Genomic DNA, 26,547 nt, shown 5'->3' on the forward strand with positions numbered 1-26,547 from the left:
GAGCGCGCAGCTTCAACCGCGCGCCCCTGTGAGGCCGCTACCCGCAATATCCTGATTGGCGTGCGGCGGATAAAACGCGTTATTCGAGTTATTCGAGTGCGGCGGCCGGCCCGAAGAATTCGTAGCGGCTCTGTTTCGCGGGTACACCCAGCGCTTTCAGATGCTTCTTGATGGCCTTCATGAAGCCCAACGGCCCGAGGAAGTAGACATCGACATCACGCGTTTCCGGCAGCCATTCGTCCAGCTTTTGCTCGTCCAGCAGACCGTACGCATGGGCTCGTTCGTCGCCGGTGCGCTGATGCTCATAGCAATAGAAGTGCTTCAGTTGCGGATGACGTGCCGCCAGCCCGTCGATCCACTCGCGGAACGCGTGCACGCCACCGTGGCGCGCGGAGTGAATGAAGTGCACCGGGCGCTGCGTGGCGAGCGCGGCTTGCAGCATGGCGAGAGTCGGCGTAATGCCCACGCCGCCGCTGATCAGCACCAGCGGTTTGGCGTTGTGTTCGAGCTTGAAATCGCCGGACGGTGCGAACAGTTCCAGCGTGTCGTTCTCGTGGACACGGTCGTGCAGATGGTTCGACACCTTGCCGCCCGGTTCGCGCTTCACGCTGATGCGGTATTCATGCCTGTTCGCAGCAGCGGAAAGCGAGTAGTTGCGGCGCAGTTCTTCACCGTTGACGATCACGCGCATCCCGATGTATTGACCCGGATGGAATTCGAGCACTTCGCCGCCGTCGACCGGTCGAAAATGGAACGACGTGATTTCCTCGCTTTCGGGCACCTTACGCACGAGGCGGAAGGTACGCGCGCCGCGCCATCCTCCGGGAGCCTGTTCCTTTTCGGCGTAGACATTTTCTTCAAGACCGATCAGCAGGTCGGCGAGCTGCTGATAAGCCGCGGCCCACGCTTCGATGACGGCATCGGTGGCGATCTCAGGTCCGAGCACTTCGCGGATGGCGCGCAGCAGGCAACCACCTACGATCGGATAATGCTCGGGAAGAATCTGCAGGGCGACGTGCTTGTTGATGATCTGCGAGACGAGGCCGCCAAGCTGTTCGAGTTCGTCGATATGACGGGCGTACATCAGCACACCGTTGGCAAGCGCGCGCGGCTGCGCGCCGCTCGCCTGGTGGGCCTGGTTGAAGAGCGGCCGGACCGACGGATTCTCGTCGAGCATCATTTTGTAGAAGTGTGTGATCAGCGCTTCGCCGCCACCTTCCAGAAGCGGCACGGTAGCCTTGACGATGGTGCGATGTTCGGCGGTCAGCATATCGGTGGTTCCTTATGATGCGTGAGTGGAAGAGGGAAACCGGCAGAACCGGTTCCGCTGATTCACACTGCCATATACAGGTTCCGTGCCAGCTTAAAAGTCGTTTAAAATCAGTAGCATCTGAATTTACGTGGTGAATATGACCCGAGTCGAAAAGTCTACCGATGTAGTCACATTGACTGTCCATGCGGTGCTGGACGCGTTGATTCCACTCGTCGAAGACCTGTCGCGGGAGTTGCCGCACACGGAGCGCTACCGGCGTCTGCTTGAAACCCTGCGCACGCTCTTTCCTGGGGACGCTGCCGCGTTGCTGCGGCTCGAGGGCGACACGCTGGTGCCGCTTGCCATCAACGGCTTGAGCAGCGATACGCTCGGGCGGCGCTTTCGCGTGAACGATCATCCGCGCTTCGCGCAACTGCTCGACCAGCGTGAGCCGACGCGGTTCGCCGCCGATTCCGGTTTGCCCGATCCCTATGACGGCCTCGTGCAGGGAGTCGAAGGCAATCTCGAAGTGCACGACTGCCTCGGCTGCCCGCTGTATATCGATGACCGGCTGTGGGGACTCATCACGCTCGACGCCCTCGATCCTGCGCAATTCGATTCGATCGATCTGCCGTCGCTGCAGGCCTATTTGAGTCTCGCGGCAGCGACGGTGAGCGTCGTCGAGCGCATTGACACGCTCGCGCGCAGCTCCGAGGAGGAACGCCGGCGCGCGGAAGCGTATCGGCTCGCGAGCAGTCAGAGCCGTCGCGAGATGATCGGCAGCAGTGCACCGTACAAACGTCTGATGGACGAGATCCGCGTCGTCGCGAACAGCGATCTAACCGTGCTGATCACCGGCGAGACCGGCGTCGGCAAGGAGCTCGTCGCAAACGCCATTCACGCGCTCTCGCCGCGCGCCGGCAAGCCGATGGTCAGCCTGAACTGCGCGGCGCTGCCGGATACGCTCGTCGAAAGCGAGCTGTTCGGGCACGTGAAGGGTGCGTTTTCGGGGGCGTCGACAGACCGGGGCGGCAAATTCGAACTGGCCGACGGTGGCACGCTCTTTCTCGACGAAGTCGGTGAGCTGTCGCTCGGCGTGCAGGCCAAGTTGCTGCGCGTGCTGCAAAACGGGCAGTTGCAACGCATCGGCTCGGACCACGAGCACAAGGTCGACGTGCGGCTGATTGCGGCGACCAACCGTGACCTGGCGGCAGAGGTGCGTGAAGGCCGCTTTCGTGCCGACTTCTATCATCGGTTGAGCGTCTATCCGCTGTGGTCACCGCCGTTGCGTGAGCGCGGGCGCGACGTGCTGCTGCTCGCCGGCAATTTCCTCGAAGAAAACCGTTCACGCCTAGGTCTCCTGAGTCTGCGCCTCTCCAGCGACGCGCAGACCGCGCTGCTCGGCTATACGTGGCCGGGCAATGTGCGCGAACTGGAACATCTGATCGGGCGCAGCGCGCTGAAGGCGCTCGCGCGTCATCGCGAGCGGCCGCGCATTCTGACGCTGACGGCGGCCGATCTTGCGCTTTCCGAAGCGGGGCGGGCAGCCATGACGTCGGACGCCGCCGATGCCGATGGCCATGCGCAGCCCGGTGAAGATTTCCGCACGGCTGTCGCTTCGTTCGAACGGACGCTCATCAGCGAAGCGCTCGCGCGTAACGAACGCAACTGGGCTTCCACCGCACGCGAGCTGGGTATGGACCGCGCGAATCTCAACCGGCTCGCAAGACGGCTGGGCTTGAAGTGACACGGGGCGGCACGACAGGGGCGCGGCGGCGAAACGTGCGTCCGCCTCGCTGGCAGCGAGTGCACCCACTCGCTGCGCTGCGTCACGGGGTTACTGCGGAATCGGCTCCTTCACTGGATCGTGATCGCCGACGATCGCATTCCGCTCAGGCCGGCATCTTGCGGAACGCGATCGCGAAGCGGTTCCAGCTGTTGATCGCATTGACCAGCAGCGTCAGGTCGACGAGTTCCTCTTCGCTGAAGTGCGGCTTCACCACTTCCCAGACAGCGTCGGACACGTGCCCGTCTGACACGAGCGTGACGGCTTCGGTCCATTCGAGCGCCGCGCGTTCGCGATCCGTGAAGAATGGCGTTTCGCGCCAGGCCACGACCGTTGCAAGCCGACGCTCGGTTTCACCGCCTTTTCGTGCATCGGTGGTATGCATATCGACGCAGAACGCGCAGCCGTTGATCTGCGATGCACGCAGGCGGACCAGTTCGGTCAGCGACTTTTCGAGGCTGGACTTCCCAATGCGTTCTTCGAGCGCGAGGAGGGCCTTGATGGCGTTCGGATTGGCTTTGTAGAAGTCGAGACGGGATTGCATGACGGATTCCTCGGTTTGGGTTGTTGTGCGTGCGGCGACGCGACATGAGGAAGATTAGGCGATTCACTGGTTCAGCAAAATGACCGGTTTTGACTTTTTTCAGGTAACCAGTGACGGGCCTGAAGAACGTCGGCAGCGCTTCCATATTTGTCAGGCTGAAAAAAATACGCCGGATTGTTTCGCCACCTGTCGCCTATCTATTTGATTAACCTGGCGCTCGACACCTGTGTTAATTTCCTCTCTGATCTCCGCAGCTCGTAGTGCCGTTCAGCACCATTAGAATGCGCCGGATGTTCTGGATCGCGAATGCGCGCCGGGTCATCGGGCAAAGAAAAACAGTCGCGCATAGACGGTTCCAGCAAGCTTCGCCACGTTGTTGGCTGCCCGTTCGCGCATCAGGCATGCACAACCAGACTGAGAGGGTCGAGGTGGCTCAAGGGCGGACATCTATCGCGATCGCGCTTCTCGCGTGGTCGAGCTTGACGGCGAGCCTCACGGCGAGTGCGGCGGAGCCCACCGCGGAGCAGGCACCCGACACGATGCAGGCTCGGGTGCTTGCATGTGCCGCTTGTCATGGCGCGCACGGCGAGGGTACCGACAACGACTACTTCCCGCGTCTGTCCGGCAAGCCCGCAGGCTATCTGTACAACCAGTTGCTGGCGTTTCGCGACGGTCGGCGCAAGTACCCGCCGATGAACTATCTGCTTGCGTACCTGCCCGACGCATACCTGAAAACGATCGCCGATCACTTCGCCGCTGAACGGCGGCCGTTCCCGCCGCCGGCGACACCCACTGTCGATGCGGCGACACTCGCACTCGGTCAGACGCTGGTGACGCGCGGCGATCCGGCGCGCAAGATTCCTGCCTGTGCAAGCTGTCACGGCGGCTCGCTGACCGGCATGGAGCCGGCCATTCCGGGCCTGCTCGGCCTGCACGCCGACTATCTGAGCGCACAGCTCGGCGCGTGGCGCTACGGTACCCGCAGTGCGGCCGCGCCCGACTGCATGAAAACGGTTGCGACACGCCTGAACGAGCACGACATCACAGCGGTCGCCGCATGGCTCGCGTCACAGACGGCGCCCGCCGACCCCGCGCCGGCCGCAGCCGGGTCGCTCAAGATGCCGCTTGCGTGCGGCAGCGTCCCTCACTAACCGGAGAACCGAATTGTCTGCTCTCCGACCCGTCACACCCTCCGGCACGCTCAGGACGCTCGTACGCATCGCCGGCCGCGGCGCGGCGCTCTTCTGTGCGGCCTTCACGCTCGCGCATGCGCAGGGCGCAACGCCTGCGCAAAACGCCGAGCTGATTGCCCGTGGTGAATATCTCGCCCGCGCAAGCGACTGCATCGCCTGCCACACCCTGCCGGCGGGCAAGCTGTTCGCGGGCACACGTCCGATGGATACGCCGTTCGGCACGCTCTATACGCCGAACATCACGCCTGACAAGGAAACCGGTATCGGCACATGGTCCGCCGACGACTTCTACAGGATGCTGCATCAGGGCAAGTCGAAGGATGGCTCACTGCTGTATCCGGCGATGCCGTTTGCGTCCTATACGCGGATGACGCGCGCCGATTCGGATGCGATGTTTGCGTACCTGATGTCGGTGCCTCCCGTGCACCAGCCGAACCGGCCACATACGCTGCGCTTTCCGTTCAACAAGCGCGAGTTGCTGCTTGGCTGGCGCACGCTGTATTTCAAGCAGGGCGAATTCAAGCCCGATCCCACGCAGTCTGCCGAATGGAATCGCGGCGCGTATCTCGTCGAAGGCCCGGGCCACTGCGCGATGTGCCACACCGCGATCAATGCGCTGGGCGGCAGTTCGGCATCGAAGGCCTTCGAAGGCGGCCTGATCCCGATGCAGAACTGGTACGCGCCTTCGCTCACCTCGAACAGGGAGGCGGGCCTCGGCGACTGGAGCATCGAGGATATTTCCGCTCTGCTGAAGAGCGGTGTCTCGAAGCGCGGCGCCGTGTATGGACCGATGGCGGAAGTCGTCTATGACAGCCTGCAATACCTGAGCGATGAAGACATCCGCGCGATGGCCGTGTATCTGAAGAGCCTGCCGGAACGCAGCGGGCAGACGGCCTCGAGCCCAAGCACCGCGGTGGCAGAGGAAAAGAACCTCCTGTTCCCGCTCGGCAAGAAGATCTACGACGCGCAGTGCGCGGTCTGTCACGGCGCAGAGGGCAAGGGCAAGCCGCCGCATTTCCCGCCGCTGGCGCAGAACCAGTCGATCCTGATGACGTCGGCGGTCAACCCTATCCGCATGGTGCTGAACGGCGGCTACCCGCCGGGCACCGAGAAGAATCCTGAGCCGTACGGCATGCCGCCGTTCGCGCACACGCTGTCCGACGAGGAAGTGGCGGCGGTCGTCACCTTCATCCGCACGGCGTGGGGCAATCGCGGCACGCCGATCACGGCGAGGGAAGCGAACCAGTTGCGTAGCGCCCCCCTGTATTGACATCACCGAGTGAGCACAACGAGGCAGCCATGAGCGATTCCCCCTCCGACCGGACGCACAGCGCCGAAGATCAGGCGGTCGACGACATCGTGAGGCGTGGCCCGAGCGGCGCCATCGCGCTGGCGGGCACGGCGACCGCGATCGTCATCGGGCTGTGGTTTGCGTTTTACTTTCTCGTCTTCCTGCCTCGCGGCGTGATTCAGTGAGGCGCCCTGCATGGCCACGAACCCCGCACCCCACAGCCCCGACGCCGAAGATGTCGCAGCGCGCATCGAGCGACGCTGGGCCATTCTGGTCGTCAGCATCGTCGCGGTGCTGGTCGCGATGGTGATCTTCACCGGCCTGCACTGGGCGATGATGCCGCCGTCGCGCGTCGAGACCGTCAACCCGACGTCGCTGCACGTCTCCGGCGAATTCATCGAAAGCAACCTCGGTACGGCGCGCGAAAGCGATGGCTCGGTGACCGTGCGTCTGATTGCGCAGCAGTATTCGTTCACGCCGCAATGCATCGTCGTGCCCACCGACACGCCGGTGACGTTTCGTGCGACCAGCGCCGATGTCGTGCACGGCTTCCTGATCACCAACACCAATCTCAACTCGATGCTCGAACCCGGCTACATCTCGACCTTCAGGACGACCTTCGATACGCCCGGCGAACACCTGATGCCGTGCCACGAATATTGCGGCGTCGGCCACCAGGACATGTGGGCGCACGTGCAGGCCGTCGACAAGGCGAAGTTCGCGCAGATGGCGGCCGCTTCGCGGAGGGTCAGCTGTGTTCAATAGCAAACGGGTCGTTCTCGCGCATTTCTGGCTCGCCTTCGCGGCGTTCGGCCTTGCGCTGCTGCTCGGCGCCTGGCAGATGATCGTTCGCAGCCCGCTGCATCCGTGGCTGAAAAACCCCGAGATTTACTACCGGTCGGTGACCGCGCACGGCACGGCGATGGGCTATGTGTTTCCGACGCTGATCGCGATGGGCTTCGGCTACGCGGTGTCCGAACTGGCGTTGAAGCGCCCGCTCGTCGGTTTGAAGTGGGCATGGGCTGGCTTCTGGCTGGTGCTGATAGGCGCTGTCGCGGCGATGGTGCCGGTCGCAATGGGCCTCGCGTCGGTGCTGTACACGTTCTATCCGCCGATGATCGGCAACGCGTTTTACTACATTGGCGTCGTGCTGGTCGTGGTCGGCTCGTGGATCTGGGTCGCGCTGATGGGCATCAACATGACCGTCTGGAAGCGGGAGAATCCCGGCAAACCGGTGCCGCTCGCGATGTTCGCCACCGTGGCGGGCGCCTACCTGTGGGGCTGGACGGCGGTGGGCGCGGCGCTCGAACTGCTGTTTCAGATCCTGCCTGTCGCGCTCGGCTTCACAACCACGATCGACTCCGGTCTGGCCCGCGTGTTCTTCTCGTGGACGCTGCACGCGATCGTCTACTTCTGGCTGATGCCGGCGTATATCGCGTACTACACGATCATTCCGCGCGCGATCGGCGGGCGGCTGTACAGCGACTCGATGGCGCGCGTGTCGTTCATCCTGTTCCTCGTGGTGTCGATGCCGATCGGCATTCACCATCTGTTTGCCGATCCGCAGGTCGGCTCCGGCTTCAAGTTCATGCACTCGGTGTTCACCGCGCTCGTCGCCGTGCCGACGCTCCTGACGGTGTTCACGATCAGCGCGTCGGTTGAGATCGCGGCGCGGCTGCGCGGCGGCAAGGGCGCGTTCGGCTGGCTCAAGGCGCTGCCCTGGGACAACCCGATGATGCTGGCGGTCGCCTTCTCGTTCGTGATGCTCGGCTTCGGCGGCGCGGGCGGCATCATCAACATGAGCTACCAGATGGATTCGACGATCCACAACACGCAGTGGATCACCGGGCACTTTCACCTGATCTTCGCGGGCGCGATCGTCATCATGTACTTCGTGATCGCGTACGACCTGTGGCCGCATCTGACGGGTCGCGCGGTGACGAGCCTGAAACTGATGCGCCTGCAACTGTGGCTGTGGTTCATCGGCATGATCGTGCTGACGTTCCCGTGGCACTGGGTCGGCATTCTGGGCATGCCACGCCGCATGGCGTTTTACGACTACACCGATCCGCAGATCGCGGCTCAGGCGATCTGGGTGGTGATGTCGGCGGTGGGCGGGGTGATCCTCGTGATCTCGGCGATCCTGTTCTTTGTGATCCTGTACCGCACGCAACGCGGCCCGCGCATTGCGGTGACGGAATACCGTTTCGCGACCGCCGTGCATGAGCCGAAGACGCTGCCTGTCGCCTTGAACAGCTTCGGCCTGTGGCTTGCGCTGATGATCGGGCTCACGGTTGCGAACTACGGCTACCCGATCGGAGAACTGCTGTCGCATCCCGAGACCTCAGTGCCGGCCGTGCCGATTGGAGGACCGCGATGAGCAACGAACAACTGTTCTCGCTGCGCAATCCCTGGTTCAGGGTGACGGTTGGCGCGACGATCGCGGTGGTGGTGTTCTCGCTGGTCATTGGCTTCATATGGCTGCCTTCGGTCAAGCAGGATGCGCCGTTTCAGGGGCTGTGGAACGCGATCTGCAGCGCGGCCGGGGTGCCGCAGAAATGGATGGCGGGCGTCGAGACCATCGAACCGACCATCCACACCAGCACCGCTGAAATCACGCCGCAACTGTTGACGCATCCGACTGCGTTGTCGATCGGCCGAGGCGCCACGCTGGCGATGCGCTGCACGATGTGTCACGGCGAACGCGGCATGAGCGACGCGAATTCGCCGAATCTCGCCGGGCAGTACGCGGTAGTGATCTACAAGCAATTGCTCGATTTTCAGTCGGGCGCACGGGCCAATGCTGTGATGTCGCCGATGGTCAAGAATCTGAGCGATGAAGAGATGCGTGACGTCGCCGCTTACTACGCATCGCTGCCGCGCCCGAAGCTCCCTCCCGGCGAGAACCCGCCGATGCCGGACATCGTCGCGCACGGTTCGCCGATGCGTAACATTGCGCCGTGTGCGTCGTGTCACGGTGGCGTCGACAACAAGGCAGGCAGCCCATGGCTCGAAGGGATGCCAGCGGCGTACATCAAGGGGCAGTTGGAGGCATTTGCGTCAGGAACGCGCCATAACGACATCAGCGAACAGATGCGCAATGTCGCCCGGCAAATGACGCCGCAGGAGGTTGAGGCTGCGGCTGCCTATTATGCTGGCGCTCACCCTGAGGCGCGGTGATTCCCGGTGCTTCCCGGTGCTTCCCGGTGGTTCGCGCTGCGTGCGGCATGAGGCCAGGCGTCACCCGTTGCGGGGATTCCGCGCCTGCCAGTCGTCATTGAGGGTTGCCGTTACGTTGTGACGCAGCGCCCGCCGCAGCGACTTCAACGGGCGCGTACGCCCTTGGTCTTTTGTGTTTCTACGGGCGGCGGCTCCGCTACTGCCTCGGCGCCTGGCTGCTTCGCAGGCGTCGGCTCCTGTGACCCGTCAGCCGCGGCAGTCAAAGCCCCTTCGCCCCGTAAAAGCACGCTGCGCTGTGGATTCGAGATCCCGATCCCGCGTTGCTGGAAGAGATCGAGGACGCGCCGGTTGAATTCACGCTGCACCCCCCAACGCGCGGTGTCGCGGCACTGGATCTGTCCGGTGAGTGTGACCGACGCGCCGTCCACCGCATCGACGCCCCAGAAGGCGAAGTCGGACAGGATGCCGTTTTTGAACTTGTCGTCGTTGCGCAGCGAGGCGCCGATTTCCTTCAACGTGGTGATCGCGAGATCGACGTCCTGTCCATACGCGATGCTGACCTTTACCGCCGCGTTGCCGAGCCCCCGGTTCGTGTTGTTGACCGTCGACACCGAACTGAAGGGCACGGTGTAGAGCGAGCCGTCGCTGCCGCGCAGACGCACCGTACGGATCGACAGATATTCGACCGTGCCGGACACACCCGCCAGCGTGACCCAGTCGCCGACCTGCATGGCGTTTTCCATCAACAGGAAGATGCCCGTGATGAAATCCTGCACGAGCTTTTGCGAGCCGAAGCCAAGCGCGACGCCAAAGATGCTCGCACCTGCGAGCAGCGGCGCGGTGTTGACGCCAAGCTCGGAAAGACCCGTCAGCACGACCACCAGCGCAATCACGACGAAGAGGGCGGTGCGCAGCATGGGCAACAATGTGCGCAGGCGCGCGGCGCGCACGAAATCGCCGCTCGATGTCCAGAGCGCGAGCCGTTGTTCGACGGACGCGTTGACCGCTTCCCACACGAAGAGCGCGGTCACCGCGGCGATAGCGATCGTCACGAGCGCCGACGCGAGCCGGTGGCCAACCGTGCCGGGATGAAACAGTTGCCACAGGTTCAAACCCCATACCTGCAGCAGCACGAGCACGGTGACGATCACAATCAGCGTAGAAATCACGCGGCGCAGCAGCGGATAGTAGCGATACGCATGCTGCTGGGCGATCGACCGTTCGTCTTCCTCTTCGACATTGAACACACGGCCGAGCGCGCCGAACACGACGATCGAAACGACTCGCGCAGCGACCAGCACCGCGATCGAGATCCCGCCGAAATGCAGCAACGCCTGATAGCCATTGCGCACGTCGAGCGCCCATACGAACCAGAGCGCCATCACGACAAACACGGCAAGACCGGCCCACACGTCGGCCAGCCAGTTACCGATGAACGCCAGCGACGGAAGCGCCGCACTGTGCTCGCGGATGCGTGCGGCAACAGGGCGGCGGCATTGCAGGATCAGGATCGACACCATCACGTGCGTGACGAGCGCGACGGCCTTCATGATCGCGAGATGGGCGTCGTCGTTCATGCCCAGCCGCGCGGCGACTTCCGCCGCAGCCGTGCCGACGCCGACTACGACCGCAATCCAGACGACCCAGCGATGCGTGAGGGCAGCCCATCTGTCGCCCATTCGCCACAGACGCAGCGCAGGTGCGTCGGGCTGCAGGAAAAAGAGGCTGATGATCACGGCCCCCCGGCACACGACGTAGATGTCGATCAGCGCGTCGAGCGCACTGCCAGCGGGCGTGCCGTCGTCGGAGAGCACAGACATCAGCACGCTCGCGACAATGACGAAGACGACGAGCGGTATCAGCTGGAACAGCGTATGCAGGAGTGCGCCGGGCAACCGTCGCAACACCGACAAGGGGTGTGTGATGCGCCATTTGCCGCGCGCGCCTTCGGCTTGTTCGTCAGGGGGATGCGGCGCGCCGCTGACTGCTTCGGCGGTTGCGACGGCTAAGGCGTGCGTGTCCGCCTCCTGTTCACTTTCCCTCGCTTCACGGAGGCTGCTCGCGCTGCGCTTTGCCGTCGATTCAGACAGCCGGCGAAGCAGACGGTCAGTCAGCCATTCGAGCGCGAGGGCGGGCAGCAGCGCGGCAAGCAGAGTCCATGTGACCCGGCCGAGCATGGAGTGTCCTTGCGGACTGGCCAGTTCGTCATGCCACCATGCGCGTACCGACGCCACGTCGAGCAGCGCCGCCACCGAGCGGCGCAGCGCCGAGCCGCCATTGGCAAGCCAGTGCGCGCCCTGGCGCGCAAGTTGCGACGCGAGGCCGTTGCGCTGAAGTGCCTCTGCGACGCCGCTGGCCGCGCTACTCGCCGGTTCGGCAGCGGAAGCCCCCACCGGCGCCGATGCCGGGACGGCGCTGAGCGCGCCAGCCGCGACGACCGCACGCAGCGTGTCCTCAATCTGGGTGCGCCGTTGCGGGTCGTTCAGCACATCGAGGGCCTGGCGGGCCTGATCGGGTGTCAGTGCGACGGCTGCCGTGGCCGAAGCGCCGCCAGCGGCAGTCGTCGCCGACGTTGACGAAGCGGCAGACGCTGACAGCGCGAACGTGACCAGAAAACAGGCAATCAGTAATTTACGCATGGTGTGGAGAAGACGGGGGAGTCGGATACGCGACGTACGCGCTGGAGTGCGGCCCGGTACACCTGCCCATTCAACCGACAACGGCTCGCACACACAAGTTCCTGCCGGATTGACCTGATCCGGCGCTCGGGCGTGGTCTGGCGGCGGCTATCGCGCGCGGTCCGCCGGGCGGCAATCAGGCCGCTTCCCGCTGTCGGAGGAGGCCTTCGCGCAGATATCGCGCGAATTCCTGTGCGGCAGTGTCACCACCGTGGCGGGGCAAATGCAGGTTGATCGAAAAGTTCGGCAGCGCTGGCAGGCCGGCGTCCGCGCCGAGGATGTCGAGGTCGGCGGGAACCGTCGAGGCCAGCCATGCGGTGACGGCGAGATCGGTCCGCACGGTCGCGGTCGTCGCCTCGATGTTGCCATTCTCGAACACGGTCCGCCATTCGAAGCCCTGGTTGCGCAGGGCGGCAAGCACCACCGGGCGGAACGCGCAGGTGTGGGTGACCATCGAGACCGGAAGCGGGTGTTTCAGACGCGCACGGCCACCGCGTGCGCCGACCCAGACCAGCGGTTCGACGCGCAGACACTCGCCGGTTGTCGCGCCAACGGGTTCTTCGATGATCGCGAGGTCGATGTCCCCTGCGGCCAGCGCATCGGCGAGTTCCGGCGACGACCCGCAGACGAGCGAAATGTCGATCTGCGGCCACGCTTCCGTGTATGCCCTGAACACCGGTGCAAGGGTCGTGCCAACGAGGTCGTACGGCACGCCGAGCCGCACGCGACCCTGCATGGCGCTCGCGCTCATCTCTGCCCAGATTTCGTCGTTCATGCCGAGCAGGCGCCGCGCCTTGCCGAGTAGCCGCTCGCCAACCGGCGTCAACCTGAGGCCGCGCCGGTCGCGCTCGAACAGGGTACAGCCCAGCGCTTCTTCAAGCCGCCTGATCTGCTGGCTGACTGCGCCCTGCGTCAGGTGCAGGCTGTTGGCCGCGACCGTCATGCTCGCGCTGTCGGCGGCCGTGACGAACGTGCGAACGAGGGTGATATCGAGGTTCCTTGCCATGCTGAGCATTATATTTGCTAATGCATGACATTCAAGAATATGGTTTCCCTAATGCAAGGCGGCGGCCTACAGTCAGACATCCTGTCCAATATCCACGCGCAGCCATGCTCCCCATCAATTCCGTCGCTCCATTGATCCTGTTTGCTGTCGTCTCCACGCTGACACCCGGCGCCGCGACCACGCTCGCGACGGCCTCGGGCGCGCGGTTCGGTTTCCGTCGCTCGCTGCCGTTGATGGCTGGCGCCGCGGGGGCCCTGGCGTTGCTCGCGGCGGCAGTCGCGGCCGGACTCGCGGGCGTGCTGCTCGCCGCGCCATCGCTGCAGACGGCGATGAGGCTGGCCGGCAGTGCCTATCTGTTGTGGCTCGCCTGGAAGATTGGCCGCAGCGGCGCACCTGAATTCGATGCTGATGTGGCGGTGCCACCCACCTTCATCGGCGGCGCCTGCGTGCTCTGGTTGAATCCCAAAGGCTGGGCGATGGCGTTCGGCGCGGCGGCTTCGTTTTCGGTGCTGGCCGACGGGCCGCTGCATCTCGCGGCGCTGCTCGGCACGGCGTTGGGTCTGGCGGCAGCCGTGTCGTTGTGCCTGTGGTGCGTCGCCGGGGTGCTGCTCGCCCGTGTTCTGAAAACCCCGCGGCAATGGCGAATGCTCAATATCGCATTGGGCCTGCTGCTGGCCGTGTCGATTATCCCCATGTGGAGCAAATGATGAGCAAGTCCGTTTTTTGCGGAAACAGTCGATCTGTTGGCCGCCTTCGAGGCGGTCGTGAAGAACAATAGAGTCTGACACAAGACCGCAGAGCTTGACGCAAGCGTGCCGGGTGTCCCTATGCTGGGGAAGCTTCAGAATTCGGAAATCCAGACAGCTATCTAACTGTCGCGAATCACGGGGGCTTTCCGGCACACTGGCATACGATTTTCCCGAATTATGAGATCACGCCGTTTGACGCAACGTCTCGCCATCGCCGGGCATTTGGCAAAAACTGTCAAATATCAGATTGCTTGCCAAAATAGCATTGCAAATGGTATTTGCCTCGGGTACAAACTGTAATTCACCGTTCTAGTCTTGTGTGGCCGATCGAATGGTCCAGTGGTAACTCGACGCTCATAAACCTATCAATGGAGAATTATTAAAATGCCGATTCCTGCCCATATGTGGCTTAAAGACGATGGCGGTGCAGACATTAAAGGCTCGTCAACCGTACAGGATCGTCAAGGCAGCATTGAAATTATCAGCTTCAGTCATGGCGTTAATCTCCCCGTCGATAGCGCAAACGGCAAAATTACAGGCGCACGTGCGCATTCACCTCTGTCGTTCGAAAAGGAATTCGATGCAGCCACACCCTACCTTTACAAAGCGGTCGCGAAAGGGCAGACACTGCAATCTGCCGAGATTAAATGGTATCGCATCAACGATGCCGGAAAGGAAGAAGTGTATTTCGTGATGCTGCTGGAACAGGTAAAAGTCTGTGGCATTAATTCCGGCATGATTAACACCAAGCTCGCACCCGATTCAAAACTCAATCACGTTGAATCCGTCTCGATGATGTACGAGAACATTACATGGCACTATCTCGACGGCAATATCAAATACACGGACTCGTGGAACGAGCGCGGGTAAGGAGCGTCGCAGATGGCGTATATAGGAAAATTCTTAGTGAATAACGCGCCGTTGTCTCCGCTGACGATTTTCGGCATCGGAACATTTAACGCGTTTTCGGGTAACGGCGTATATCGCAACAGGGGCGGATGCACTGCTGTTCGGGATAATGGCCCGATCCCCGCCGGTAAATACTGGATCGTAGACCGGCCTACTGGCGGCATCGGTTCTCAGGCCTATGCGTGGGCTAAAGATGCACTGAATGCAGCAGTAGGCGCTCCGTCCCGTCACAGTGAATGGTTCGCGCTGTACCGGGATGACGGGAGCATTGATGACGTAACCTGGATCAATGGCGTTAAGCGTGGGCAGTTCCGGTTGCATCCCGCAGGCGGTCAAGGTATTTCATTAGGCTGTATTACGCTGCCGAGTTATAGCGAGTTCGAGACAATCCGGCGCGCACTTCTGCATACCGCTACTATCCCTGCCCGAAGTTCGGGGCTTCGCGCATATGGAACGATAGAGGTAGTCACGAATGGCAACACTTGCCCGTAGGCTATTCAAGGTCGCGCTGTTTGTCGGGCTGTTCTGTCTCGCCGTGCCCTATGTCCACACGTACCCCATACCGATGCCGGAGAGCCAGGCACTTGTCTGGTTATACGTCGCTAACCGGCTCGGCATTCGCGATCCCGATGATCTGTTCTTCGTGGTCACGGTGACTATTGACTTGATCGTTGCGGCTTTCGCATATGTGGCGATCATCAGGCTGTGGCGGTACTACTGGACGAAGCGCCGGAGCACCACGGCCCGGGGCTGACAGGCGTGACCTCAGAATTCGGGAGTGCACAACCCATCGCCGGCGACGAATGCTGGATCGTCCTGATCGAGACGGTCATCACGACGCACACAGGCGACCTCGATACACCGTTTATGAAAACGCTGGCGCAACAGCTTGCGTAAGTGTTCGGACGGGTCGCCTCGTCATGCGCTGATGGACCATCGAATCAGCACTGTCAAGGTGAGCGAGAGACTCACGATGATGACGGCCGCAAAACCAAGGCCAAACAGATGCGCCGTGAGCGCGGCGCGTTCGTCGAGCGGATCGGACGAACCGGACGCATTGGCATGCATGTCACGCTGCGTGTCGCGCGCGTGCGGGCCGGTGCAGGGGCGAGGCGGAGATTGTCTGGCAGGCATCGCTCACTCCCTCTGTGCATCACATGGGAAAGCTTGCGCGCACGCGGTGACTACCGCAACGCATGATCGGATATATCTGCGAAAAGAATTCGATAGGGTCCACCGTTCTGGGCAGCTCGACTGCAAATGCCATCGGTGTGCATCGGGTTTCGGCGCCGCTTGCGGATGCCGGAAGTCCCACTCGCGCGGAGGAAATCATGACGGCCTCGGCAGTGGGACCCGGTGCTCGAAGCAGTCGCGAGCGATCTGGCGGCGCTGGTTCGCGCTCCCAGGTAATCGCGGTTCATCTGCGCCATCTGCCGGGAGAGAAGCCGATTACTCCAGTCGCCATGCAACCCGCCCGGCGCGCAGGCTGCGCAATGTCAGCGTGGCGAGCGTGCCGATGACGGTCGCCGTGAACAGATAGAGGCCCGCGGGCCCGGTGAGTCCCATCATCGCCGATGCGAGGGTCGGGCCGCAGCTTGCGCCGATCGCGAAGATCATCAGGAGCCCCGCGCTGACTGCAATCCGCTGCGATGCAGGAATGCTGTCGTTGACATATGACGTGACGACGCCATAGAGCGAAAACACGACGCTGACATAGAGGTAGCCGATCGCTTCGGCGAACGCGCCGCTATGGAACAGAAACAGCAGCACGCTGCACGTCCCGGACAGCAACGCGATGCCAAGCATGATCAGCCGGCGGTCGAAGCGGTCTGCAAGCCGCGCGACAGGCCATTGCGGAAGGAGCGCGGCGAGCAGTGCGAAGCCCATGAAATGCGACACACCGGCCACCGGATAGCCGACGTGTCGCATGAATACCGGCTGCATCGTGTAAAAGCCGCTGTTGAGCATGCCGGCCGCGAGACACCCGAACGCGCCGAGCGGCGCGAGCCGGAACGCCGTGCGCAAGCCGGAGAAGCCGAGCGCGAGCCGCGCGGTGCCGGTGGGCCTGTCGTGATCCGCATGCGCGACCGGCGCGGTATTGGCCAGCGCGACCGGAATCAGCGACGCCGAAAACAGCGCGCTCACCACGCTGAACAGGACAAAGCTGGACGTATCGGCAAGACCGATCAGGAACTGTCCGGTGCCGACGCCCAGATAGTTCGTGATCAGATACGCGGAAAACACGCGGCCACGCTGCGCATTGCTTGCCACCGCATGCAGCCAGCTTTCGACGACCGTGAAGATGCCGACAAGGCAGAACCCGGTAATGAGCCGCAGTGCGACCCAGACGGCGGCTTCGCTCCAGAGCGGATAGCCGAGCGCGCAGCACGCCGACGCGGCGGCGAAGGTCACGAACGCCCGATGATGGCCCACCCGTGCGATCAGGACGCCGCCCCACAGCGCGCCGATCAGAAACCCCACGTAGTACGCCGACTGCACGATACCGACGACGATCGACGGCGTCTGCTGCTGGATCAGACGCAGCGAAATCAGCGTGCCGAGCAGGCCGTTGCCGGTGCTCAGGATGGCGTAGCCGGCAAGCAGGCTGACAGTGGATTGCAGGCTGTCGGGTGTGGCGGCCGATGAAGTGGGTGCAGCCGGCGGCGCGGCGTCGAGCGGCAGGTCGCCGGCCGGGAACGGCATGTCGCTTGCGCCGAACGGCTTGACCGATGCGGGTGGCGGCAGTTCGTCCGGCAATGAGGACATGCCCGCCTGGTCGCGGGTCCATGATTCGTTCGCCGGTTTCATCGTGAGCGCCTTGTGCCGGACAGTGAGGATCGTGCTTCCGACTTTACTGGCTGCTGACGCGACAGCATCGCACCAATGCGACGCTGACTTGCCGGGAAGCGACGTTCTGGAGCGGCGATCTTACCCTGCAACCGATCGGGCGGGAATGCCGAACGTACCGTCGACCACCTCCGCGAACGTACGTTCCTCGCGAAGAATGAACCGCTTCGTCTGCGCCAGCCTGAAGTTCGCGAGCGACTCGGGATCGGTCTTCAGCCGCGCGCGGTAGGCTTCGTAGGCCGCGAGACTGTCGAAGGCGATCAAGCCCCACGCGATGTCGTTGGTGCCTTCATGAGGCAGGAAGTAGCCGACCAGATGTCCGCCGCAGCGCGGAATAATGCGGCCCCACTGCTCGGCATATTCCTTGAAAACATCGCGCTGGAAAGGGTCGATCTGATAACGGATGAAGCAGGTGATGGTCATGTGTGCGCTCTCCTGGAACCGGCCCGGCAGGTGTCCGGGCATGTTTGCAGTATGCGCACCGCAGAACGGGAACGTTTCACGCGAAGCTGAAGCATGGATGTCGAATCCGTCGGCCTGTTGTCAGTCTGGAGATTCAGGTCCGTTCGAACCAGCGTCCTGCGCAGATACGCCGCTGTCGGGGTCCGCATCCGCATCGCGCGGTGGCACGTCAAACGCGATAAAGCCAAGAATCAGCCGCACCATCTGATCCTCGAACGCGGCGGTCCCGAGCAATTCCGGCCGTTCGAGCGATGTGGCAAGTACCACCCCGGAAATCGCGCGAAACAGCACGAACCGGGCTTCATCGGATGCGATCCGCTCGCAGAGTTCCGGGTTTTCGTTCTTGAGGGCGTTCGAGATCGACGCGAAATAGTTGCGCATGCCTTGCGCCAGTTCAGTGTGCGTGGGCGCATCCGCCCACTCGGCGCGCAGAATGCCGTAAAGGCGCGGACGCTCGGCGATGAACTCCGTCATTACGCGAATCATCCGTCGTGTGTTGAAGCCTGTGCCGAAATGCGCCGGGTTTTCGAGCACTTTCTCCATCATCGACGTAAGGCGTGTGAGTTCGCGCAGCGCGAGCGCTTCGACGAGACCTTCCTTGTTCGGAAAGTACTGATAGACCGCGCCGATGCTGAAGCCCGCGACGTCCGCGACGCGCTGCGTGGTCACGCTACTGCTGCCGTGGCTTTCCAGTATCCGCGCAACGGCTTCGAGGATGGCATCGCGCGCGAATGTCGAGCGCGCCTGCTTCGGCCGTCGGCGGGCGGGCGGAGTGTTGTTCTCTGTAATTTTGAAACCTCGTTGATGCTGGCTGACGAAAGCGCAAGTCGTCCCGCGCTGGTGTCGCGTCAGTGCAACGGCCGTCTTGCCCGCCCTTTTCTGGATCCCCGGGGCGATGGGTGAACGGCTGTTCGCTGGGAGTCAATCTGGAACGCCGCAAACGCGCGATCGAAAAAGTATCCCATCGAATCAAAGGTTTACAGCAATGCAAAACGCATATTCAGTCTTCGAATGTGCGCTACCGCTTACGTGAGCGCAGCATCGTTGCCGCACAGGCTGCACCGGCGAATGCGCATGCCGCGGATACCAGCGCCACAGCCCGCAGCGCGGCGCTGATCGCATCGGCTTGCGCGACCGCCAGCGGCGTGTGAGCGGGCGCCTGCAGGCTGCTCGCGGCAGAGAGCGTGGCGCCTTGCGGTTCCAGCAAATGCCCGCTTCGATGCGTGTCGAGTGGGACGTTCAGGTCATGAAGCCGCGTCGACAGCACTGCGTTATGCGACCACACGAACACGATGCCCAGAACCGCAATCGCCAGCAACCCGGCGACGCGCGCCACCGCGTTGTTGATGCCGGAGGCGACGCCGGTGCGCTCGCTCGCGACGGCGGTCATCACGGTGGTCGTGAGCGGTGCGACGGTGATCGTCATGCCAAGCCCGATGACGGCCATTGCGGGAAAGAAGCCGCTCCAGTAGTTGCCGCTGGCAAACGGCAACGCGAGCATCGCGAAGCCTGCACCTGCAACGACGGGTCCCGCGCTCAGCAGCGCGCGCGGGCCGAAGTGCGCCGTGAGCCCGCCCGTGAAGCGCGACAGCAGGCCGATGATGACCGGCACGGGCAAGAGCGCCGCGCCGGCCTGCGTGGCGCTGAAGCCATGCGCGCGGATCAACGTGAACGGCAGGAAAAAGAACACACCGCTCAGGCCGAAATAAAGCAGCAGAGTGACGACGTTCGCACCGACGAAGTCGCGCGAGCGAAACACATCGAGAGGCATCATCGGATTGCTGCTGTGCCATTCGATCACGATGAACGCGATCAGTACGAGCACGCCGATCCCGATCGAAGCGAGCACCAGCGAATGAACGAGACCGCGCGACGAAGCGATCGTCAGCCCATACGTGAGCGCGGCAAGCCCGCCTGCGGCGGTGAGCGCGCCGGGCCAGTCGAGTTGACGTGGCGCATCAGCCTTGTGACTGTTGGGCACCGACATGACAGCCAGCAGGATCGTGACGCACGCGAGCGGGAGGTTGAGAAAGAAAATTGCCCGCCACGAAAACGCGTCGACGAGCCAGCCGCCCGCGACCGGCCCGATTGCCGAGGTGATCGCGCCGACGCCCGCCCAAGTGCCGATCGCCTGCCCGCGTTCACGCTCGTCGAACACGGCGCCGATGATCGCGAGACTGCTCGGCACCAGCATGGCGGCGCCGATGCCCTGCACGGCGCGCGAGGCGATCAGCGTGCCGGACCCCGGCGCCGCGCCGCATGCCACCGAGGCGAGCGTGAAGAGTCCGATGCCGGCGACGAACACCGTGCGCCGGCCGAGCAGGTCGCCCATCGAACCACCCACCAGCACCAGCGAGCCGAGAAAGAGCAGGTAAGCGTTGACAACCCACTGGATCGCCGCGACGCTCGCGCCCAGTTCGGTTTGAATCGACGGCAGCGCGACGTTGACGACCGAACCGTCGATGAACGCCATGCTGGAGCCGAGGATGGTCGAGGCGAGCGCCAGCCGCTTGCGCAGGCACGGGCGATCCACCGTGGTCGGTTGCGTGCGGATGACGAGTTCATCGCAGGGACTGGCTTGCGCGGCGACGGCGTGCGTTTCGCGGCGCCGCCTGGCGAGAAGATCCGGACCGTCCACGGGCACCCCTGCGCGGAAAGTGAGCCACCAGCATAACAATCCACGTCAGCGAGCGACAGGCGTACTGAGGCGCTTTTTTTTTGCCGATCGCCGAAATTTTCGCAACGCGCCGTGAGCGGGTCTTGTGAGCCGGTCTTGTGAGCGTCTCGCGCGGCACGCGGCGATCTGGGTCAAAATGCGGCTTTTACCGATCTGTTTCGACCGACCCAGTCAGAGCATGGCGCTGAACAACCTGTTACGAAAACTCGACCTCACGACGCTGCAACTGTTTCTGGCGGTCTACGAAGAGCGCACGCTCACGCGCGCGGCCGAGCGCGAGGCTATCGCGGTGTCCGCCGCGAGCAAGCGGCTGCTTGAGCTCGAACAAGCGCTGGGCGCCGCACTGTTCGTGCGCAAGGCGCGCGGCATGGAACTCACACCTGCCGGCGAGACCTTGTTGCACCACGCGCGCCGCGTGCTGCGCGACATCGAGAACATCGGCCTCGAACTCGCCGAGCATGCGACGGGCGTGATCGGCTACGTGCGCATGATGGCGAACCTGTCGGCGATCGTCGAATTTCTGCCTGAGGATCTGCGCGCCTTTCTCGCGATCAACGACCGGGTGAGGGTCGAACTTGAAGAGCGGCCGAGCGGCGGTGTGATTGCTGCCGTCGCCGACAGCCTGGTCGACCTCGGCATCTGCTCCGGCGATGCGGATACTCGCGGAATGCACGTCTCGCACTACCGGCACGATCGCCTCGTGATCGTGATGCGCGACGACCATCCCCTTGCTGGCCGGGATAGCGTGACATTTGCAGACACGCTCGACAGCGACCACGTCGGCCTGCACGCGGCCAGTTCGATCAACATGCGCACTCATCTCGCCGCGCGTCAGGCCGGCAGGCCCTTGAGGCTGCGCATCCATGTGCCGGGCTTCGATGCCGTGTGCCGCATGGTGCAGGCGGGGATGGGGCTCGGCGTGCTGCCTCTCGATGTCTACAACGCGATTGGGCGCTCGCTGGGTCTGACGGCCGTGACGCTCGACGAAGAGTGGGCTGCGCGCAGCCTCATCATCGTCGTGCGCGATGTCGACGCGCTCTCACCTGTGAGCCGCCTGCTGTTCGATCACCTGAGTACCGTCGAAGCACGCACGGGCCGCACCACGCCTTGCTGAGCGAGCGTTCGCGTTTCGCGAACACTCGTTGCCGAAATGCGGTTGGACGCGGTGACGGGCGCGCTCCTAAGCTGTCTCCCATTCGAGATAGAGTCAGGAGACAGCACCGTGAGTGGCCCCCTCAAGGGTATCCGTGTCATCGAAATCGGCACGCTCATCGCCGCACCGTTCGCCGCCAGGATGCTCGCGGAATTCGGCGCGGAGGTCATCAAGATCGAAGCGCCGCTTGACGGCGATCCGCTGCGCAAGTGGCGCAAACTCCATGAAGGCACGTCGCTGTGGTGGTATCTGCAGTCGCGCAACAAGAAATCTGTTTGCGTCAATCTGAAATCGGCTGATGGCATCGACGTCGTCAAGCGGCTCGCAGCGGACGCCGACGTCGTCATCGAAAATCTTCGTCCCGGCGCACTCGAACGGCTCGGTCTCGGCTGGGACGTGCTGCACGCACTCAACCCGAAGCTGACGATGGTGCGTATCTCCGGATACGGCCAGTCCGGCCCGTATCGAGACCGGCCAGGCTTCGGCGCGATCGGCGAAGCAATGGGGGGAATCCGCTACACGACAGGCGAGCCGGATGGTGCACCGTCGCGCGTCGGTGTGAGTCTCGGCGATTCGCTCGCGTCGCTGCATGGCGTCATCGGCGCGCTGATGTCGCTCCTGCGCGTGAAGACGGGGCAGGGCGACGGACAGATCGTCGATGTCTCGCTCGTCGAAAGCGTGTTCAACCTGATGGAAAGCCTCGTGCCCGAGTATGACCTGCTCGGCCATGTGCGCGAACGCAGCGGTGGTGCGCTGCCCGGCATCGCGCCGTCGAATACCTATCCGAGCGAAGACGGCGGTTATGTCGTGATCGCCGGCAACAGCGATCCGATCTTCCGTCGGCTGATGAACCTGATCGGCCGCCCGGACCTCGCCGACGATCCGGCATTGGCGCACAACGACGGCCGCGCGGCGCAAAGCACGATGCTCGATCAGGCAATCTCCGCGTGGACCTCGCATCACTCGACGGATGACATTCTCGCCGCGCTGGAACAGGCCCAGGTGCCCGCCGGCCGCATCTATTCGATCGAGGACATCGTCGCCGACCCGCACTATCAGGCGCGCGGGATGCTGTTGCAGGCGAGCCTGCCGGATGGCACGTCTGTGAAGATGCCGGGCATCGTGCCGAAGCTGTCGGACACGCCGGGCGAAGTGCAGTGGCCGGGACCGAAGCTCGGCGAACACACCGGCACGGTGCTCGCCGGACTCGGTTTCGATCCTCACGAAATCGAGCGCCTTCGCCGCGAAGGAGCCGTGCAATGAACGCCTTCAATCACACCCTGCAGGACCGGCTCATCGTCCAGGAAGTCGCGCCGCGTGACGGGCTTCAGATCGAATCCACATGGGTTGAGACCGACGACAAGATCGCCTTGATCGACAGCCTCTCGACGGCCGGTTTCACGCGCATTGAGGCAGGCTCGTTCGTCTCGCCGAAAGCGATCCCGGCGCTGCGGGACGGCGAGGACGTGTTTCAGCGCATCAGGCGCGCTCCGGGCGTGATCTACGTTGCGTTGATTCCGAACGTGAAGGGTGCCGGGCGTGCGATCGCCGCCCGCGCCGACGAACTGAATCTGGTGATGTCCGCCAGCCAGACGCACAACCGCGCGAACATGCGGATGAGCTGCGAGCGCTCGCTGACCGGCTTCGGCGAAATCGTCACGCTCGTCAAGGTCGTCAAGGGCTCGCCCGTCACGCTGAACGGCACGGTGGCGACCGCCTTCGGCTGCCCGTTCGAAGGAACGATCGACGAAAACCGTGTGCTGGCCATCGTCGATGCGTATCTCGAACTGGGCGTGCACGGCATCACGCTCGCCGACACCACCGGCATGGCGAATCCGCGTCAGGTTGCACGGCTCGTCGCGCGGGTGCTCGAACGCATCGGGGCCGATGCGCTGACACTGCATTTTCACAACACGCAAGGTCGGCGCGCGCCGCTGGATCGCGCGCATCATGATTTCGTGGGGGCTTGCAACGGCGGCGATGGTGTTCGTCAGCAACGAGTGGCAGTTCTACGGCCTGCGTTTTCTGATCGGCGCGATGGAAGCGGGCTTTGCGCCCGGTGTGCTGTACTACCTGACGCTGTGGTTTCCGGCCAGCTATCGCGGGCGCATCACGTCGCTGCTGTTCCTCGCTTCGGCGTTTTCCGGGTTGGTGGGGGCACCGCTTTCCGGGCTCGTCCTCAGTCATCTGAGCGGCGTGTGGGGTATGCCCGGCTGGCACTGGCTGTTCCTGCTCGGCGGGCTGCCGTGCGTTCTGCTCGGCGTGCTGGTGCTGAAGGTGTTGAAGGACCGCATCGAGGATGCCGGCTGGCTGTCGGGTGCGGAGAAGATGTACCTCTCCGCACGGATCGCGCAGCAGCAGCCGCGCCACACGGGCGGTCATTCGCTCATCGGGGCGATCAGGACGCCCGGCTTCCTGACGCTCGGGCTCATTTACTTCCTGATCCAGGTCGCCTCGTATGGCCTCAATTTCTGGGCGCCGCATCTGATCCGCGCCGCCGGCACGCAGAATCCCACGGTGATCGGTCTGCTGACGGCGGTTCCCTACGTGTGCGGCGCGATCTGCATGGTGGTGGTCGGCCGGATGTCCGATGCATCGGGCGAGCGACGGAAGTTCGTCTGCGGCCTGCTCGTGATGGCTGCGCTTGGCTTCTTCGCGGCCGGCCTCTTCGATAGACAGACGGGCCTCCTGATCGTTGCGCTTGGCGTGATGGGCGCCGGGGTGGTGGCGTCGATTCCGGCCTTCTGGGCGCTGCCGCCGAAGCTGTTGACCGGGGCGGCCGCGGCGGGCGGCATCGCGCTCATCAACACGCTGGGACAACTCGGCGGGATCGTGAGCCCGGTGATGGTCGGACGGATTAAAGACGTGACCGGAAGCACGACGCCGGCGCTCTACGTGATCGGCGCATTGAGCCTGATCTGTGCGCTGATCCTGTTGTACGGCGTGCCAGCTGCGCTGCGCAGCAAGGACTATCCGGCGGGGCGTTGAGCCGCTCAAGGCAGTGGATGGCAGTTTTGATGGCAGTTGAGCGCGAGGCTTGCCGGTCAACTGCTTTCGTGTACTAACGTCGCCCGAAACATCACTCAAGGCGCCGCCCGATCGGGCAACAGGTCATGCGTGGATAGCGTGTCTGCCGGGAGCGCCTGACGGCGTTCCTGAGCTTGCAACCATGCGCCGTTCGCTTCCGTCGTCGGCCGGGTCGATCCGGAAGCTGACGACCGCGGCCTGGAGATGCCGCGCCTGCTCCTCCAGCGACGCCGCCGCCGCCGCGGCCTGCTCGACCAGCGCGGCGTTCTGTTGCGTCATCGTGTCCATCTGTGCAACCGCGCTGTTGACCTGTTCGACGCCGCTGCTCTGCTGTGCCGCGGCCGCCGCGATCTCCTGTACGACGTCAGTCACGCGCGCAATGGCGGCGCGGGTCTCCTGGATCGTCTCACCTGTGCGTTCGACGAGTTCAGCACCTGTTCCCACCTTGCCGACCGCGTTCTGGATCAGGCCGCGAATCTCCTTCGCCGCAGTCGCGCTGCGTTGTGCAAGCGTGCGGACCTCGCCGGCGACCACGGCAAATCCGCGTCCCTGGTCGCCGGCGCGGGCGGCTTCGACGGCGGCGTTGAGCGCGAGGATATTCGTCTGGAACGCAATGCCTTCGATGACGCCGACGATGTCTTCCATCTTGCGCGACTCGTCCGAGATGGCGCGCATGGCGGTCACGACGTTCATGACCATCGCTTCGCCGCGATCGGCGATCTGCACAGCGCCAGTCGCAAGATGACTGGCCGTGCTGGCGTTATCGGCGGTCTGGCGCAGCATCGAAGTGATCTCCTCCATGCTCGAGGCCGTTTCTTCAAGCGATGCCGCCTGGCTCTCGGTACGTGCCGACAGATCCGCGTTGCCGGTCGCGATTTCACGGGACGCGGTGGCGACGTGATCGGCGGCGTTGCGGATCTGGCCGATCGTGCGGGCCAGCGCGTCGCGCATGCGGCGCATCGCCACCATCAGGCTCGCGGTGTCGTCGGCGTGCGTTTCGATGGCGGTGCCGAGGTCGCCCGAGGCGATCGTATCGGCAACCTGCGCCGCATGGTCTGGATCGCCGCCTATCGTGCGCTGGATGCTGCGATTGGTGAAGGCCACCAGCGTCGCGAGCAGCATCGCCAGCGCGACGAACACGCCGCCGGCGAACCAGAGCGAGCGCACCAGCGCGGCGTCGATGTCGTCGACATAGGCGCCTGTCGCAATGATCCAGTCCCATGGGGCGTAGCGCACGACATAGCCGAGCTTGCCGACTGCTTCCGTCGAAGCCGCCTTGGGACGCGGAAACACATAGTCGACGAAACCGCCTTGCGGCGCCTGGGCCACTTTGGCGAAGGTCACGTAATGGTGGCGGCCATCGGCGTCGGCGTTGCTGCTCAGATCCTTGCCGTTCATGGCCGGCTTGATCGGATGCATCACCATCCGCGGGGTCGAGTCGATCACGAGGAAATAACCGTCCTCGCCGTAACGCACGTCGCGCAGCCGCTCGAGTGCCTGTTTGCGCGCGTCCGCTTCGGTGAGTGCGCCGCTTTTTGCGAGTGCAGCATATTCTTCGACGATGCTGAGGCCAATATGCGCGGCGTTGACGAGATCGTTCTTGCGCTCTTCGATGCGCGTTTCACGCGACATCCACGCTGCCGATATCGTTACGATGAGCAGGGCGATCAGGCTGATCGCAAGGGGCAGCCAGAGTTTCTTCCTGAAGCTGAGTTTGTGCATTGCGGCAACCTCGTGTGCCTGTCGAAAACATCTGGAGAAACAGGTGTATCGCGATCGCGTCTGGGTGGCGC

The 26,547-nt window shown here is 63.6% G+C and carries 24 protein-coding genes and 2 pseudogenes; 16 read left to right on the top strand and 10 right to left on the bottom strand.

Translation table 11 applies throughout. The features are described from left to right. Nucleotides 1-88: 88 nt before the first annotated feature. Nucleotides 89-1,270: an NO-inducible flavohemoprotein gene (hmpA, locus tag B0G77_RS21945; protein WP_133664252.1), complete on the bottom strand. Its 1,182-nt coding sequence runs from the start codon at nucleotides 1,268-1,270 to the stop codon at nucleotides 89-91. Between the two features lie 139 nt (nucleotides 1,271-1,409). On the opposite strand from hmpA, the gene norR reads away from it, so the two are divergent. After that, nucleotides 1,410-2,999, top strand: coding sequence for a nitric oxide reductase transcriptional regulator NorR (norR, locus tag B0G77_RS21950; RefSeq protein WP_133664253.1), 1,590 nt, complete (start codon nucleotides 1,410-1,412; stop codon nucleotides 2,997-2,999). Nucleotides 3,000-3,144: 145 nt separating this feature from the next. Here the strand turns inward: norR and B0G77_RS21955 are convergent, their stop codons facing one another. Next, complete coding sequence (locus B0G77_RS21955; protein WP_133664254.1) at nucleotides 3,145-3,582, bottom strand: carboxymuconolactone decarboxylase family protein; 438 nt, start codon at nucleotides 3,580-3,582, stop codon at nucleotides 3,145-3,147. Between the two features lie 539 nt (nucleotides 3,583-4,121). Between B0G77_RS21955 and B0G77_RS21960 the strand changes: the two genes are divergently transcribed. From B0G77_RS21960 to B0G77_RS21980, 6 genes are all read left to right on the top strand, one after another. After that, on the top strand, nucleotides 4,122-4,733 hold the full coding sequence (locus B0G77_RS21960; protein ID WP_243751376.1) for a c-type cytochrome: 612 nt from the start codon (nucleotides 4,122-4,124) through the stop codon (nucleotides 4,731-4,733). A gap of 67 nt (nucleotides 4,734-4,800) precedes the next feature. Beyond that, nucleotides 4,801-6,045 carry a cytochrome c gene (locus tag B0G77_RS21965; protein WP_133666805.1) on the top strand — a complete coding sequence of 415 codons (1,245 nt, stop codon included), beginning with the start codon at nucleotides 4,801-4,803 and terminating at the stop codon, nucleotides 6,043-6,045. Nucleotides 6,046-6,074: 29 nt separating this feature from the next. Next, on the top strand, nucleotides 6,075-6,251 hold the full coding sequence (locus B0G77_RS43350; RefSeq protein WP_166656247.1) for a hypothetical protein: 177 nt from the start codon (nucleotides 6,075-6,077) through the stop codon (nucleotides 6,249-6,251). A gap of 10 nt (nucleotides 6,252-6,261) precedes the next feature. Continuing rightward, nucleotides 6,262-6,831 (top strand): cytochrome C oxidase subunit II, encoded by a 570-nt coding sequence (locus tag B0G77_RS21970; RefSeq protein WP_133664256.1) that lies wholly within the window; start codon nucleotides 6,262-6,264, stop codon nucleotides 6,829-6,831. Beyond that, on the top strand, nucleotides 6,821-8,446 hold the full coding sequence (locus tag B0G77_RS21975) for a b(o/a)3-type cytochrome-c oxidase subunit 1 (protein ID WP_133664257.1): 1,626 nt from the start codon (nucleotides 6,821-6,823) through the stop codon (nucleotides 8,444-8,446). Before B0G77_RS21970 ends, B0G77_RS21975 begins: the two co-directional genes overlap by 11 nt. After that, complete coding sequence (locus tag B0G77_RS21980) at nucleotides 8,443-9,246, top strand: c-type cytochrome (RefSeq protein ID WP_133664258.1); 804 nt, start codon at nucleotides 8,443-8,445, stop codon at nucleotides 9,244-9,246. Before B0G77_RS21975 ends, B0G77_RS21980 begins: the two co-directional genes overlap by 4 nt. A gap of 143 nt (nucleotides 9,247-9,389) precedes the next feature. Here the strand turns inward: B0G77_RS21980 and B0G77_RS21985 are convergent, their stop codons facing one another. Both B0G77_RS21985 and B0G77_RS21990 read right to left on the bottom strand, forming a co-directional pair. After that, nucleotides 9,390-11,885: a mechanosensitive ion channel domain-containing protein gene (locus tag B0G77_RS21985; RefSeq protein ID WP_133664259.1), complete on the bottom strand. Its 2,496-nt coding sequence runs from the start codon at nucleotides 11,883-11,885 to the stop codon at nucleotides 9,390-9,392. A gap of 175 nt (nucleotides 11,886-12,060) precedes the next feature. Continuing rightward, nucleotides 12,061-12,930 (bottom strand): LysR substrate-binding domain-containing protein, encoded by an 870-nt coding sequence (locus tag B0G77_RS21990; protein WP_133664260.1) that lies wholly within the window; start codon nucleotides 12,928-12,930, stop codon nucleotides 12,061-12,063. 104 nt (nucleotides 12,931-13,034) lie between these two features. Here B0G77_RS21990 and B0G77_RS21995 point away from each other — a divergent pair, with 104 nt between their 5' ends. The 5 genes from B0G77_RS21995 to B0G77_RS43355 all read left to right on the top strand — a co-directional run bounded on the left by B0G77_RS21995 (nucleotide 13,035) and on the right by B0G77_RS43355 (nucleotide 15,485). Then, nucleotides 13,035-13,637: a LysE family translocator gene (locus B0G77_RS21995; RefSeq protein WP_133664261.1), complete on the top strand. Its 603-nt coding sequence runs from the start codon at nucleotides 13,035-13,037 to the stop codon at nucleotides 13,635-13,637. Nucleotides 13,638-14,063: 426 nt separating this feature from the next. Then, nucleotides 14,064-14,549, top strand: a complete 486-nt coding sequence (tssD, locus tag B0G77_RS22000) for a type VI secretion system tube protein TssD (protein WP_133664262.1) — start codon at nucleotides 14,064-14,066, stop codon at nucleotides 14,547-14,549. Between the two features lie 12 nt (nucleotides 14,550-14,561). Then, nucleotides 14,562-15,080: a DUF2778 domain-containing protein gene (locus tag B0G77_RS22005; protein WP_133664263.1), complete on the top strand. Its 519-nt coding sequence runs from the start codon at nucleotides 14,562-14,564 to the stop codon at nucleotides 15,078-15,080. Further along, nucleotides 15,061-15,342 (top strand): hypothetical protein, encoded by a 282-nt coding sequence (locus B0G77_RS22010; RefSeq protein ID WP_133664264.1) that lies wholly within the window; start codon nucleotides 15,061-15,063, stop codon nucleotides 15,340-15,342. Before B0G77_RS22005 ends, B0G77_RS22010 begins: the two co-directional genes overlap by 20 nt. Nucleotides 15,343-15,347: 5 nt before the next feature. Continuing rightward, the gene (locus tag B0G77_RS43355) at nucleotides 15,348-15,485 is read left to right on the top strand and encodes a hypothetical protein (protein ID WP_166656248.1); all 138 of its coding nucleotides are present in this window, start codon (nucleotides 15,348-15,350) and stop codon (nucleotides 15,483-15,485) included. 21 nt (nucleotides 15,486-15,506) lie between these two features. Here B0G77_RS43355 and B0G77_RS22015 read toward each other — a convergent pair whose 3' ends face one another. The 5 genes from B0G77_RS22015 to B0G77_RS22035 all read right to left on the bottom strand — a co-directional run bounded on the left by B0G77_RS22015 (nucleotide 15,507) and on the right by B0G77_RS22035 (nucleotide 20,535). Further along, nucleotides 15,507-15,722: a hypothetical protein gene (locus tag B0G77_RS22015; protein ID WP_133664265.1), complete on the bottom strand. Its 216-nt coding sequence runs from the start codon at nucleotides 15,720-15,722 to the stop codon at nucleotides 15,507-15,509. 315 nt (nucleotides 15,723-16,037) lie between these two features. After that, nucleotides 16,038-17,396, bottom strand: coding sequence for an MFS transporter (locus B0G77_RS22020; protein ID WP_243751158.1), 1,359 nt, complete (start codon nucleotides 17,394-17,396; stop codon nucleotides 16,038-16,040). A gap of 120 nt (nucleotides 17,397-17,516) precedes the next feature. Beyond that, a complete protein-coding gene (locus tag B0G77_RS22025; RefSeq protein WP_133664266.1) occupies nucleotides 17,517-17,858 on the bottom strand; it encodes an NIPSNAP family protein in 342 nt (113 codons plus the stop codon). A 120-nt stretch (nucleotides 17,859-17,978) separates the two neighbouring features. Further along, a complete protein-coding gene (locus tag B0G77_RS22030; protein WP_133664267.1) occupies nucleotides 17,979-18,686 on the bottom strand; it encodes a TetR/AcrR family transcriptional regulator in 708 nt (235 codons plus the stop codon). Between the two features lie 229 nt (nucleotides 18,687-18,915). Continuing rightward, on the bottom strand, nucleotides 18,916-20,535 hold the full coding sequence (locus tag B0G77_RS22035) for an MFS transporter (RefSeq protein WP_133664268.1): 1,620 nt from the start codon (nucleotides 20,533-20,535) through the stop codon (nucleotides 18,916-18,918). Between the two features lie 217 nt (nucleotides 20,536-20,752). Between B0G77_RS22035 and B0G77_RS22040 the strand changes: the two genes are divergently transcribed. From B0G77_RS22040 to B0G77_RS22055, 4 genes and pseudogenes are all read left to right on the top strand, one after another. Continuing rightward, on the top strand, nucleotides 20,753-21,688 hold the full coding sequence (locus B0G77_RS22040; protein ID WP_133664269.1) for a LysR family transcriptional regulator: 936 nt from the start codon (nucleotides 20,753-20,755) through the stop codon (nucleotides 21,686-21,688). A gap of 108 nt (nucleotides 21,689-21,796) precedes the next feature. Then, the gene (locus B0G77_RS22045; protein ID WP_133664270.1) at nucleotides 21,797-22,990 is read left to right on the top strand and encodes a CaiB/BaiF CoA-transferase family protein; all 1,194 of its coding nucleotides are present in this window, start codon (nucleotides 21,797-21,799) and stop codon (nucleotides 22,988-22,990) included. Next, nucleotides 22,987-23,649: pseudogene (locus B0G77_RS22050) on the top strand (hydroxymethylglutaryl-CoA lyase); the annotation flags it as partial. The gene B0G77_RS22045 and the pseudogene B0G77_RS22050, both read left to right, overlap by 4 nt. Further along, nucleotides 23,645-24,715 (top strand): annotated as a pseudogene (locus B0G77_RS22055) (MFS transporter); the annotation flags it as partial. The pseudogenes B0G77_RS22050 and B0G77_RS22055, both read left to right, overlap by 5 nt. A 123-nt stretch (nucleotides 24,716-24,838) precedes the next feature. Here the strand turns inward: B0G77_RS22055 and B0G77_RS22060 are convergent. Beyond that, the gene (locus tag B0G77_RS22060; protein WP_133664271.1) at nucleotides 24,839-26,476 is read right to left on the bottom strand and encodes a methyl-accepting chemotaxis protein; all 1,638 of its coding nucleotides are present in this window, start codon (nucleotides 26,474-26,476) and stop codon (nucleotides 24,839-24,841) included. Between the last annotated feature and the right edge of the window lie 71 nt (nucleotides 26,477-26,547).

Source organism: Paraburkholderia sp. BL10I2N1 (assembly GCF_004361815.1).
In the GTDB taxonomy this organism is placed as follows: Bacteria; Pseudomonadota; Gammaproteobacteria; order Burkholderiales; family Burkholderiaceae; genus Paraburkholderia.

Bases quoted from the DNA above. Each gene is read 5' to 3' on its own strand.
- hmpA (WP_133664252.1), bottom strand. From the start codon at position 1,270: ATGCTGACCGCCGAACATCGCACCATCGTCAAGGCTACCGTGCCGCTT.
- norR (WP_133664253.1), top strand. From the start codon at position 1,410: ATGACCCGAGTCGAAAAGTCTACCGATGTAGTCACATTGACTGTCCAT.
- B0G77_RS21955 (WP_133664254.1), bottom strand. From the start codon at position 3,582: ATGCAATCCCGTCTCGACTTCTACAAAGCCAATCCGAACGCCATCAAG.
- B0G77_RS21960 (WP_243751376.1), top strand. From the start codon at position 4,122: ATGCAGGCTCGGGTGCTTGCATGTGCCGCTTGTCATGGCGCGCACGGC.
- B0G77_RS43350 (WP_166656247.1), top strand. From the start codon at position 6,075: ATGAGCGATTCCCCCTCCGACCGGACGCACAGCGCCGAAGATCAGGCG.
- B0G77_RS21970 (WP_133664256.1), top strand. From the start codon at position 6,262: ATGGCCACGAACCCCGCACCCCACAGCCCCGACGCCGAAGATGTCGCA.
- B0G77_RS21980 (WP_133664258.1), top strand. From the start codon at position 8,443: ATGAGCAACGAACAACTGTTCTCGCTGCGCAATCCCTGGTTCAGGGTG.
- B0G77_RS21985 (WP_133664259.1), bottom strand. From the start codon at position 11,885: ATGCGTAAATTACTGATTGCCTGTTTTCTGGTCACGTTCGCGCTGTCA.
- B0G77_RS21990 (WP_133664260.1), bottom strand. From the start codon at position 12,930: ATGGCAAGGAACCTCGATATCACCCTCGTTCGCACGTTCGTCACGGCC.
- B0G77_RS21995 (WP_133664261.1), top strand. From the start codon at position 13,035: ATGCTCCCCATCAATTCCGTCGCTCCATTGATCCTGTTTGCTGTCGTC.
- tssD (WP_133664262.1), top strand. From the start codon at position 14,064: ATGCCGATTCCTGCCCATATGTGGCTTAAAGACGATGGCGGTGCAGAC.
- B0G77_RS22005 (WP_133664263.1), top strand. From the start codon at position 14,562: ATGGCGTATATAGGAAAATTCTTAGTGAATAACGCGCCGTTGTCTCCG.
- B0G77_RS22010 (WP_133664264.1), top strand. From the start codon at position 15,061: ATGGCAACACTTGCCCGTAGGCTATTCAAGGTCGCGCTGTTTGTCGGG.
- B0G77_RS22015 (WP_133664265.1), bottom strand. From the start codon at position 15,722: ATGCCTGCCAGACAATCTCCGCCTCGCCCCTGCACCGGCCCGCACGCG.
- B0G77_RS22020 (WP_243751158.1), bottom strand. From the start codon at position 17,396: ATGAAACCGGCGAACGAATCATGGACCCGCGACCAGGCGGGCATGTCC.
- B0G77_RS22025 (WP_133664266.1), bottom strand. From the start codon at position 17,858: ATGACCATCACCTGCTTCATCCGTTATCAGATCGACCCTTTCCAGCGC.
- B0G77_RS22040 (WP_133664269.1), top strand. From the start codon at position 20,753: ATGGCGCTGAACAACCTGTTACGAAAACTCGACCTCACGACGCTGCAA.
- B0G77_RS22060 (WP_133664271.1), bottom strand. From the start codon at position 26,476: ATGCACAAACTCAGCTTCAGGAAGAAACTCTGGCTGCCCCTTGCGATC.